General features: G+C 75.3%; 11 protein-coding genes. 7 read left to right on the forward strand and 4 right to left on the reverse strand.

Annotated features, from left to right (window positions below; genetic code table 11):
- The first annotated feature begins 35 nt into the window (after positions 1-35).
- From hemQ to NWP10_RS08000, 4 genes are read left to right on the forward strand one after another with little or no spacing between them, the layout of a single operon-like run.
- A complete protein-coding gene (gene hemQ / locus NWP10_RS07985; protein ID WP_184170292.1) occupies positions 36-752 on the forward strand; it encodes a hydrogen peroxide-dependent heme synthase in 717 nt (238 codons plus the stop codon).
- Entirely contained in the window at positions 752-2107 is a 1356-nt protein-coding gene (locus tag NWP10_RS07990; protein ID WP_258300492.1) for a ferrochelatase, read from the forward strand. Before hemQ ends, NWP10_RS07990 begins: the two co-directional genes overlap by 1 nt.
- Positions 2108-2112: 5 nt before the next feature.
- Positions 2113-3246: a hydroxymethylbilane synthase gene (gene hemC / locus NWP10_RS07995; RefSeq protein WP_258300493.1), complete on the forward strand. Its 1134-nt coding sequence runs from the start codon at positions 2113-2115 to the stop codon at positions 3244-3246.
- A gap of 1 nt (position 3247) precedes the next feature.
- A complete protein-coding gene (locus NWP10_RS08000) occupies positions 3248-4087 on the forward strand; it encodes a uroporphyrinogen-III synthase (RefSeq protein WP_258300494.1) in 840 nt (279 codons plus the stop codon).
- 27 nt (positions 4088-4114) lie between these two features.
- Here the strand turns inward: NWP10_RS08000 and NWP10_RS08005 are convergent, their stop codons facing one another.
- The 3 genes from NWP10_RS08005 to brnQ all read right to left on the reverse strand — a co-directional run bounded on the left by NWP10_RS08005 (position 4115) and on the right by brnQ (position 6965).
- The gene (locus tag NWP10_RS08005) at positions 4115-4396 is read right to left on the reverse strand and encodes a hypothetical protein (RefSeq protein ID WP_184170305.1); all 282 of its coding nucleotides are present in this window, start codon (positions 4394-4396) and stop codon (positions 4115-4117) included.
- Between the two features lie 99 nt (positions 4397-4495).
- Positions 4496-5560, reverse strand: a complete 1065-nt coding sequence (locus tag NWP10_RS08010; RefSeq protein WP_258300496.1) for an NYN domain-containing protein — start codon at positions 5558-5560, stop codon at positions 4496-4498.
- Between the two features lie 10 nt (positions 5561-5570).
- Positions 5571-6965: a branched-chain amino acid transport system II carrier protein gene (brnQ, locus tag NWP10_RS08015; protein ID WP_258300497.1), complete on the reverse strand. Its 1395-nt coding sequence runs from the start codon at positions 6963-6965 to the stop codon at positions 5571-5573.
- A 155-nt stretch (positions 6966-7120) separates the two neighbouring features.
- Here brnQ and hemB point away from each other — a divergent pair, with 155 nt between their 5' ends.
- Both hemB and hemL read left to right on the forward strand, forming a co-directional pair.
- Positions 7121-8107, forward strand: coding sequence for a porphobilinogen synthase (hemB, locus tag NWP10_RS08020; RefSeq protein WP_158492801.1), 987 nt, complete (start codon positions 7121-7123; stop codon positions 8105-8107).
- Positions 8104-9429: a glutamate-1-semialdehyde 2,1-aminomutase gene (hemL, locus tag NWP10_RS08025; RefSeq protein WP_258300498.1), complete on the forward strand. Its 1326-nt coding sequence runs from the start codon at positions 8104-8106 to the stop codon at positions 9427-9429. The genes hemB and hemL overlap by 4 nt, the downstream gene beginning before the upstream one ends.
- A 123-nt stretch (positions 9430-9552) precedes the next feature.
- Here the strand turns inward: hemL and NWP10_RS08030 are convergent, their stop codons facing one another.
- The gene (locus tag NWP10_RS08030; RefSeq protein ID WP_184170318.1) at positions 9553-10239 is read right to left on the reverse strand and encodes a 3'-5' exonuclease; all 687 of its coding nucleotides are present in this window, start codon (positions 10237-10239) and stop codon (positions 9553-9555) included.
- 78 nt (positions 10240-10317) lie between these two features.
- On the opposite strand from NWP10_RS08030, the gene NWP10_RS08035 reads away from it, so the two are divergent.
- Positions 10318-10550: MGMT family protein (locus NWP10_RS08035; protein ID WP_258300499.1), on the forward strand; the 233-nt coding region annotated here is incomplete at its 3' end.

The following is a 10550-nucleotide window of genomic DNA, read 5'->3' on the forward strand; positions in this document are numbered from 1 at the left end:
CCCCTTCACGCCCCCGTATCCCGAGGAAGAGGACCATGACCAAGGACACCACCACCACCCCCGCCGAGGCCGGCAAGGACTGGTTCACCACCTACACCGTGTTCGCCCGCCCCCAGGGCCAGCCGGGCTGGCTCGGCCTCGAGGGCCGCGACGCCAAGAAGGCCGTCCGGGAGTTCGACGCCCTCGTGGCGGACCTCGCCGAGGCCGGCGTCACCGTCCGCGGCGTGTACGACGTCTCCGGCATGCGCGAGGCCGGCGACGTGATGGTCTGGATGTACGGCCAGGTGCCCGAGGACCTGCAGGCCGCCATCCGCCGCCTGCGCCGCACCCGCCTGCTCGAGCGCACCACCATGGTGCTCTCCGCGATGGGCGCCGACCGGCTCGCCGAGTTCAACAAGGACCACATCCCCGCCTTCGCGATGGGCCGCAAGGCCCTGCCGTGGCTGTGCTTCTACCCGTTCGTGCGCTCCTACGACTGGTACGTCATGGAGCCCAAGGAGCGCGCCCGCATGCTGCGCGAGCACGGGCAGCTCGGCCAGGAGTTCCCGCAGGTGTGGGCCAACACCACCAGCGCCTTCGGCCTCAACGACTGGGAGTGGCTGCTGGGCCTCGAGGCCCCCGAGCTCAAGGACCTCGTGGACATGATGCGCCACCTGCGCAACAACGAGACCCGCCTCTACGTGCGCGAGGAGGTCCCGTTCTACACGGGCCGCCTCGTGGAGACCGCCGACCTGCTGGAGGTGCTGGCCTGATGACCGCCGCCCCCGAGCCCCGCGCCGACGCGCCCGTCCACACCGGCCCGGACGCCGGCGTCGCCCCGACCCTGCGCGCCCCCGAGAAGGCCGCCGCCGGCGTCGACTTCGACGTGTGCGGCGTGATGGCCCCCAAGGACTACGACGCCCTCCTGCTCGCCTCCTTCGGCGGGCCCGAGGGCCAGGACGACGTGATCCCGTTCCTGCGCAACGTCACGCGCGGGCGCGGCATCCCGGACGAGCGCCTCGAGGAGGTCGCCACCCACTACCGTGCCAACGGCGGCGTCAGCCCCATCAACGCGCAGAACCGCGCGCTGAAGGCGGCCATCGAGGACGAGCTGGCCGCCCGCGGCCTGGACCTGCCCGTGTACTGGGGCAACCGCAACTGGGAGCCCTACTTCCCGGACACCCTCGAGCGGATGCACGCCGACGGGCACCGCCGCATCCTGACGGTCACCACCTCCGCGTACTCCTGCTACTCGTCGTGCCGCCAGTACCGCGAGGACATGGGCATGGCCATGGAGCAGACCGGCCTGACCGGGAAGGTGGACCTGGACAAGACGCGCCAGTACTTCAACCACCCCGGCTTCATCGAGCCGTTCCGGGACGGCCTGCGCGCCGACCTCGCGTCCCTGCGCGAGGAGCTGGGGGACGACGCGCGGATCCACGTGCTCTTCGCCACGCACTCCATCCCCACCTCCGACGCCGCCGCCGCCGGCCCGCGCGGCCTCGCCGCCGACCTGCGCGCCCAGGCCGGCGCCGAGCCGGGCGAGGAGGGCGCGGATGTGTACTCGGCGCAGCACCTCGACGTGGCCCGTGAGATCCTCGCCGGCGTGCCCGAGGCCGCGGACGTGCCGTGGTCGCTCGTGTACCAGTCGCGCTCCGGCCCGCCCTCGGTGCCGTGGCTCGAGCCGGACATCAACGACGCGATGGAGCACCTCGCGGGCGAGGACGCCGAGACGGACGCGCAGGGTCGTGCCGTGGCGGGCTTCGTCGTCGTGCCCCTGGGCTTCGTCTCGGACCACATGGAGGTCCTCTGGGACCTCGACACCGAGGCCCGGCAGACCGCCGCCGACCTCGGAGTGGGGTTCCGGCGCAGCCCCACCCCGGGCACCGACCCGCGGTTCGTCTCCGGGCTCGTGGACATCGTGGAGGAGCGGCTGGGCCGGCGCGAGGGCCGCGCCGCGGCCGGCTGCTTCCCGGCCTGGTACGACGTGTGCCGGCCGGACTGCTGCACCAAGGTGATGCGCGACGGCACCGTGCGCCCGACCACCTCCGCCGTGGACGCGGACGTGCGCGGCCTGGCCGAGCACGAGGCCGGCACCGCGCCGGCCGGCCGCACCGAGGAGCGCTGAGGACCATGACCACGCTGCGCATCGGCACGCGGGGCTCGGCCCTGGCCACCACCCAGACCACGCACGTGGCCCAGGCCCTGGCCGAGCGCGCAGGGCTCGAGCACGAGCTCGTGGTGATCCGCACGGAGGGGGACGTGACCACCGGCTCGCTCGCCTCCCTCGGCGGGACCGGCGTGTTCGCCTCGGCCCTGCGCGCGGCGATCCTCGACGGGGCCGTGGACCTCGCGGTGCACTCCCTCAAGGACCTGCCGGCGGCCCAGCCGGACACCCTCGAGATCGCCGCGGTGCCCGAGCGGGCCGACCTGCGCGACGCCCTGTGCGCCCGCGACGGCCTCACCCTGGCCACGCTGCCCGAGGGCGCCCGCGTGGGCACGGGCTCGCCGCGCCGCGTGGCCCAGCTCAAGGCCCTGCGCCCGGACCTGGAGCTCGTGGACATCCGCGGCAACGTGCAGACGCGCCTGGCGCGCGTGCCCGGGCTCGAGCAGCACGACGACGGCGCCCCCGCCGCCGCCGGCTCCCCGCGGGGGGACCTGGACGCCGTGATCCTCGCGTGCGCCGGCCTGGACCGCCTCGGCCTGGACCACGTGATCACCGAGCGGATCGACCCGGACGTGATGGTCCCGGCCCCCGGCCAGGGCGCCCTGGCCGTGGAGGTCCGCGCCGAGGACGAGTCCTTCCTCGGCGCGGCCCTGCTGGAGCCGGACGCCCCGGTGGGCCGCCTGCGCGCCGGGCTCGAGCTCGTGGACGACCGCGCCACGCACGTGGCCGTGACGGCCGAGCGCGCCCTGCTGCGCCGCCTGGAGGCCGGCTGCGCCGCCCCGATCGGCGCGGTGGCACGCGTGGTGGACGGCGAGGCCGGCGCCCCGCGCATCGAGATGACCGCCATGGTGGCCGCCGTGGACGGCTCGCGCGTGCTCCGACGGACCTCCTCCGTGCAGCTCGACCCTGTCCCCGAGGACCTGGCCGCGGACCCCGCGGCCGCCGACGAGTGGCTCGAGGACACCCTGTTCGTGGCCGCCGAGGCGCTCGGCGTCCACGTGGCCGAGCAGTTCGTGGCCGAGGGCGCCGACCTGCTGCCGGGCACCGTGCGCGGGCTGGACCGGGGCGACGGCGCCCCGCAGCCCGACGACCCGGCCTGAGATGCGCGTCCTGCTCACCCGCCAGCCGGCCCAGGCCGGCGACCTCGAGGCCGGTCTCGCCGGCGCCGAGGTGGCGGGGCGGCGGCTGCTGGTCGGCTTCCTGCCGCTGACCGACTTCGCGCTGCCCGACGACGACGGCCCGCTGCGCGCGCTGCTCGCGGACTGGGCGGGGGCCGACGGTGATGCGGCCGGGCCGGGGCGCTCGGGCGGGCCCCGCTGGCTCGTGGTGACGAGCCCCAACACCGTCCGGGCGCTCAGGGCCGTCGGCTGGGACGGCCATGTCCCGGCGGGCGCGCGGATCGCGGTCACCGGACCGGGCACGGCACGCGTGCTGACCGAGGCGGGCTGCGACGCGGCGCCGTGGCTGCCGCCGGAGGACCGCTCCGCCGAGGGCCTGATCGCCGGACTCGCCGCCCTGCACCCCCGCGGCGCCCGTGCGTGGCTGCCCCAGTCCGATCGGGCCCGGCCCCGCCTCGCCGACGGCCTGCGCGCGGCGGGCTGGGACGTGCGGACCGGGCTCGCCTACCGGACGGTGCCGTATCCGGCGCAGGCCGGCAGGCGGCTGCTCGACGCGGCGGCGGACGAGGGCCGGGGGGACGTCGTGACGCCCGCGCGGCTGGCCGCGGTCGCGGCGGGGACCGCCGTGGTGCTCACCAGCTCCTCCGCGGCGGAGGAGTTCGTGGCCGCGGGGCTGACGCCGCTGGTGGGGGAGCGGGTGCGCCTCGTGGCGATCGGCGCGCCGACCCGTGACACGTGTGCGCGGCGGGGTCTGCCCCTGCTCGGGACGGCCCCCACGCCGGACGCGGCCGGAGTGCTGGCCGTGCTGCGCGCTGCGGCCTGAGCCGCCCGGCCGCACGCGAGGCGAGGCTCAGTCGGGGCGGTCGCCGTCCGGGTCGGTCGCGTCGTCCTCCGTCGGCGCGGGGCCGGCGTCGTGCCTCTCGTCCTGCGGCACGCCGGTGGCGGAGGCCATCAGGTCCACCCGGGGCTCGCGGAGGATGGCGACGGCCACGTTGTTGAACCCCGTGTTGGACAGCAGCTGCGAGGCCTCCTCGTCCGTGAGGTCGTAGGCGTGGGCGAGCATGCGCACGTTCTCCGTGTAGAAGGCGTGCAGGCGGTCGACCCCGCGCAGGAAGTCCAGCGTGTTCCCCATGGCGGGGAGCCTACCGGGCGGGCGTGGTGGCCGGGTGGCCGGCGGGTGAACGGCCGGTGGACCGGCCCGCCGGCCGCGGGGGACGACGGGCCGCGGCGCTCAGCCCTCGGCGCGGCGGCTGCGGCGGCGGACCAGCGAGACCTCCATGGTCCGGCCCTCGGTGCGGGTGCGCAGGTACGGCTGGTCCTCCACGAGGGTGGAGAGCTTGGAGTGCCCGAAGTCGCGCGGGTCGAAGTCCACGTGGGTGCGGCTCAGGTGCTGGCCGATCAGGGACAGCGTGGCCCAGCCGTCGTCGGTGCTCGTGGCGTTGACGGCCTTGGTGAGCGCGGCCTGCAGGTCGATGCGCGGGGCGGCGTCGGCCTCGTCGTGCTCGGGCTCGGCCTCGACCGGCACCTCGGGCGGGGTCGGGTCCTCGGTGACGTCCGACGACGACGCACGGCGGCCCCGACGGCCGGCTCCGGACTTCGCCTCCGGGCCCTTCCCGTCCTTGCCGGTGGCGGCGTCCCCGGCGGGCGCCGCGTCGGCGGCGGGGGCCTCGACGTCCGCGACGTCGGCGTCCGCGGTGTCGGTGGCGTCGGTGGTCTTGGACCCGCGACCGCGGCCTCGACCGCCGCGGCGGGACCCCGAGCGGCCGGAGCCCTCGGACGCCTTGGCGTTCTCCTCCTTGGCGGGGGCGTCCTCCCCGGTCTCGTCGTCGTCGACGTCGTGGTCCGTGGCGGTGCCGAGCAGCTCGAGGTAGATGAACTGGTCCACGGCGTTGCGCAGCGAGGCGGGGGTCTTGCGGGCGCCCAGGCCGATCACCCGCTTGCCGCCCTCGCGCAGGCGGGTGGCCAGGCGCGTGAAGTCGGAGTCGGAGGAGACCAGGGCGAACGCGTCCACGTTGCCCATCCAGAGCAGGTCCATCGCGTCGATGATGAGCGCGGAGTCCGAGGAGTTCTTGCCCACGGTGTAGGCGAACTGCTGGACCGGCTGGATCGCGTGGTGGTTCAGCGCCTTCTTCCAGCCGTTCAGGTTGGTCGTGGTCCAGTCGCCGTACGCGCGCTTGATCGTGGGGGTGCCGTAGGTGGCGAGCTCCTCGAGGATCAGGGGGGCGAACTTGGGGGAGACGTTGTCGCTGTCCATCAGGACGGCGATGCGCAGGGATGCGGGGGTGGGTTCGGGCATGTGTCCCACCCTAGTCGGCGGCGGTGCGCCCGTGGCCGGCGGTGACCGGGGTCGCCTCCCGCTCGCCGCGGCGCGGGCGGGGCCGCGAGGCGGCGGCCACCGTGCCGACGACCAGCCCGACGAGCGCCGGGACCACCCAGCCGAAGCCGACCGCGTAGCCGGGCAGCACCCGACCGGCCAGGCCCGTCAGGGCGGTGACGGGGGCCGTCGTTCCGAGCGCCTCCGGCAGGGCGCCCAGCAGGTCGAAGACGGCGGCGAGCCCCGTGCAGGCGACCACCCAGCGGGCCACCGCCGGGCGGTCCCGCACCCAGGCCCAGGCGAGGCCGAGCAGGATGACGACGACGGCGATCGGGTAGAGGAGCATCAGCACCGGGACGGACCAGGCGATGATGGCCTCCAGGCCCAGGTTGGCGAGCGCGAAGGACACCACGAGGAAGAGGCCCGCCCACAGCCGGTAGGACCCGGGGAACATCTCCGCGAACATCTCGGCGCACGCCACGATCAGTCCGATGCAGGTCTTCAGGCACGCGACGAAGACGATGGCCGCGATGAGGTACGCGCCCGCCGTGCCGAAGAAGTGGCTGGCGGTGCGGGCGAGGACGTCGCCGCCGTTCGCGGCCTGCGCGAACGCACCGTGGCTCGTGGCGCCGATGTACGCCAGCGAGGCGTAGACCACCGCCATCGCCGCGCCGCCGAGCAGCCCCGCCTTGCCCAGCTCCACCGCCATGCGGCGCGGACCCGTCACGCCCAGGCGCCGGGCGGCGTCGACGATCACGACCGCGAAGGCGAGTGAGGCGAGCGCGTCCATCGTGGTGTAGCCGTCCAGCAGGCCCCGCACGAGCGCCCCGTCGGCGTAGGCGGGTGCGGGCGAGGGCAGGGCGCCCGTGCTCATCGGGGTGACGACGGCGGCCGCCACCAGGGCGCCGAGCAGGACCAGGAACGCCGGGGTCAGGTACCGCCCCACCCACTCCATGAGCCGGCCCGGACGGAACGCCGCGACCGCGGCGACCGCGAAGAACGCCGCGGTGAAGCCGAGCAGCCGCAGGCTGCCGTCACCCGCCAGGGGCGCGACACCGATCTCATAGGACACCGTGGCGGTGCGGGGGATGGCGAAGAGGGGGCCGATCGTCAGGTACAGCAGGCACGTGAACGCCACGGCGAAGCGCCGGGAGACGGGCGCCGTCATCTCACGGACGGAGCGCGCCCCCGTCACCGCCGAGGCGACGATGCCCAGGACCGGCAGCCCCACTGCCGTGACGAGGAAGCCGAGCGTGGCCGGCGTGACCGCGGCGCCCGCGTCCCGGCCCAGGGACGCGGGGAAGATCAGGTTGCCGGCGCCGAAGAACAGGCCGAACACGAGCGAGGCCAGCAGCAGGGTCTGACCGGGGCGCAGGCGCGGGGGCATCACGGGCCTCTCGACGGCGGACGGGGCGCCACGACTGTACCCGGCGCACGGCCTCGTAGAGCGGACTCGTGGAGCGGCCGAGCCACGCCCGGGGAGCGATCAGCCTCCGCGCCTAGACTGGACGGGTCCCCGAACCAGGAGCGTGTGACCCCGTCATGTCCTTCCCGCTGCACCGTCCCCGGCGTCTGCGCCGGTCCGCCGCGATGCGCCGTCTCGTGGCCGAGACGCGCCTGCACCCGGCCGAGCTGATCCTCCCGGCCTTCATCAAGGAGGGCGCGCCCGAGCCGATCGCCATCGCGTCGATGCCCGGCGTCGTGCAGCACACCTCGGACACCCTCAAGGCCGCTGCCGCCGAGGCCGCCGAGCTGGGCCTGGGCGGGATCATGCTGTTCGGCGTGCCGGAGACGCGCGACGCCGTCGGGAGCACCTCCCTGGACCCCGAGGGCGTGCTGAACCAGGCGATCCGGGACGTGAAGTCCGAGGTGGGCGACGCCCTCGTGGTGATGTCCGACCTGTGCCTGGACGAGTTCACGGACCACGGCCACTGCGGCGTGCTCACCGAGGACGGCGCCGTGGACAACGACGCCACTCTGGAGATCTACGCACAGATGGGCGTGGCCCAGGCCGAGGCCGGCGCGGACGTGCTCGGCCCCTCCGGGATGATGGACGGCCAGGTCCGCGTCATCCGCGAGGCCCTCGACGCCGCCGGCCACGTGGACACGGGCATCCTCGCCTACGCGGCCAAGTACTCCTCGGCGTTCTACGGCCCGTTCCGGGACGCCGTCGACTCCCAGCTCACAGGCGACCGCAAGACCTACCAGATGGACGCCGCCAACCGGACCGAGGCGCTGCACGAGGTCGCCCTGGACCTGGAGGAGGGCGCGGACATGGTGATGGTCAAGCCCGCCATGAGCTACCTGGACATCGTCCGGGACGTCGCCGAGCTGGCCGACGTGCCCGTCTCGGCGTACCAGATCTCGGGGGAGTACGCGATGATCGAGGCCGCCGCCGCGAACGGCTGGATCGACCGGAAGGCCTCCATCGTGGAGTCCGTGCTCTCCATCCGGCGCGCCGGCGCCGACACCGTGCTGACCTACTGGGCGACCGAGCTCGGCCGCTGGATGAAGGAGGGGTCCCTGTGACCACGTCCACCCGCACCACCAACGCCGCCGCCTTCGCCGCGGCCCAGGCTGTCATCCCCGGCGGCGTCGACTCGCCCGTGCGCGCCTTCGGCTCCGTGGGCGGCACGCCCCGGTTCATGGCCGGCGCCCGCGGGCCCTACCTGACCGACGTCGAGGGCCGCGAGTACGTGGACCTCGTCTGCTCGTGGGGACCCATGCTGCTGGGCCACGGCCACCCCGAGGTGACGGACGCCGTCCACGCCGCCGTCGACCGCGGCCTCGGCTTCGGCACCTCCACCCTCGAGGAGACGGCGCTCGCCGAGCTGATCGCCACCAAGGTCCCGGTGGAGCGCGTGCGCTTCGTGTCCACGGGCACCGAGGCCACCATGACCGCGCTGCGCCTGGCGCGCGGCGTGACGGGGCGCAACCTCATCGTGAAGTTCGCCGGCTGCTACCACGGCCACTCGGACGGGCTGCTCGCCGCCGCCGGCTCCGGCGTGGCCACCGCCGCCCTGCCCGGCTCCGCGGGCGTCACCGAGGCGGCCGCCTCCGAGACCCTCGTGGTGGACTACAACGACCGCGACGCCCTCGAGGCCGTGTTCGCCGAGCACGGCGAGCGCATCGCGGCCCTCATCACCGAAGCCGTGCCCTGCAACATGGGCGTCGTGGAGCCCGCCGAGGGCTTCAACGCGTTCCTGCGCAAGATCACCGCCCGCCACGGCGCCCTGCTCATCTGGGACGAGGTCCTCACCGGCTTCCGCGCCACCGCCACGGGCGGCTGGGGCCTGTCCGGCCAGGTGGACGGCTGGACGCCGGACATCTGGTGCTTCGGCAAGGTGATCGGGGGCGGCATGCCCGCGGCCGCGCTCGCCGGCTCCGCGGAGATCATGAACCACCTGGCCCCGCTGGGCCCCGTCTACCAGGCGGGCACCCTCTCCGGGAACCCGGTGGCCATGGCCGCCGGCCACGCCACCCTCTCCCGGGCCGATGACGCCGTCTACGCCGCCGTGCAGCGCGCCTCCGACGCGGTCCGCGAGGGCCTCGTGGCGGCCCTGGACGCCGAGGGCGTGGACCACTCGATCCAGCGCGCCGGCACCCTGTTCTCCGTGGCCTTCGGCACCTCCGGGACCGGCGTGCGGGACTACCGGGACGCGCAGGCCCAGGAGGCCTTCCGCTACGCGCCCTTCTTCCAGTCCATGCTGGAGTCCGGCGTGTACCTGCCCCCGTCCGTGTTCGAGGCCTGGTTCGTCTCCGCGGCGCACGACGACGCGGCGGTGCAGCGGGTGCTCGACGCGCTGCCGGCCGCCGCGAAGGCCGCCGCGGCCGCCACGCCGCAGGGCTGAACCACCGGGGGCCCGAGCCCGCGCACGCCCCGCCCGACGGCCCCGCCGCCGGTCCCGCCCGCCGGGATCGACGTCGGGGCCGTCCGTGCGTTCGGCGGGGGACGGCGTCTCGTCGGCGTCCCGTCAGCGGCCGGACTCGACCGGCCAGTCCCGGGAGACCGTGGCCTGGGGGTCCTTGCGGCGCAGGTACTCCTCGAAGCTCTCGGCCTGCTCGGCCTTCCAGCGCACCTGCCGCTCGTGCAGCTCCGCCGGGTCCACGCGCAGCTGCTCGTGCCGCTCGGCGAGGGCGTCGGCCACCTGTACGGCGGCCAGGGCGTCCGCCGCCGAGGTGTGGGCGTTCTCCAGGGTGACGCCGTAGTGCTCGGAGACGGCCGAGAGGGTGCGCTTGCCCTTGCGGAACCGGTCCACCTGCTTGTCCAGCACGAACGGGTCGATCACCGGGCGCGCCTCGAGCGGGGCCAGGCCGTGCCGCCGCGCTTCCCGGTCCATCACGGTGAAGTCGTACACGCCGTTGAACGCGACCACCGGGATGCCCGCGGCGAACAGGTCGCGCAGGGTCTCGGTGATCTCCGTGACGCCCTGCGCGGCGGGCATGCCCTCGGCCTGGGCGCGCTCGGTGGTCACGCCGTGGACCTCCGCCGCCTCCGCGGGGATGGGCACGCCCGGATCCAGGAGCCACTCGGCCGAGGCCGTGGCCCGGCCCTGCGCGTCCACCATCACCAGGGTGGCGGTCACGATCAGGGCGGAACGCGGGTCGCGCCCCGTGGTCTCGAGGTCGAAGCCGGCGCGGATGCTCTGATGCCAATTCACGGGGCTCACGCTACCCGCCGGTCCGGACACGGCACGCGGCGCACCGCCCGGCCCCGCCGTCCCGGGCAGGATGGGACCGTGACGACGCCGCCCGCCGACCCCCGTCCCGTCCCGGACGGCCCGCTGACCCTGGGGGAGGGGCTCGAGGCCGTGGCCCGGCTCGTCCCGGCCGGGCGGGCGGTCAGCTACGGGGGCCTGGCCGGGCTGCTGGGCGTCGGCGGACCGCGCCAGGCCGGCCGGGCCATGGCCGAGTCCGCCCCCGGCACGCCGTGGTGGCGCGTCGTCCGGGCCGACGGGTCGCTCCCCGGGGA

This window comes from Micrococcus sp. HG099, from assembly GCF_024723355.1.
In the GTDB taxonomy this organism is placed as follows: Bacteria; Actinomycetota; Actinomycetes; order Actinomycetales; family Micrococcaceae; genus Micrococcus; species Micrococcus endophyticus.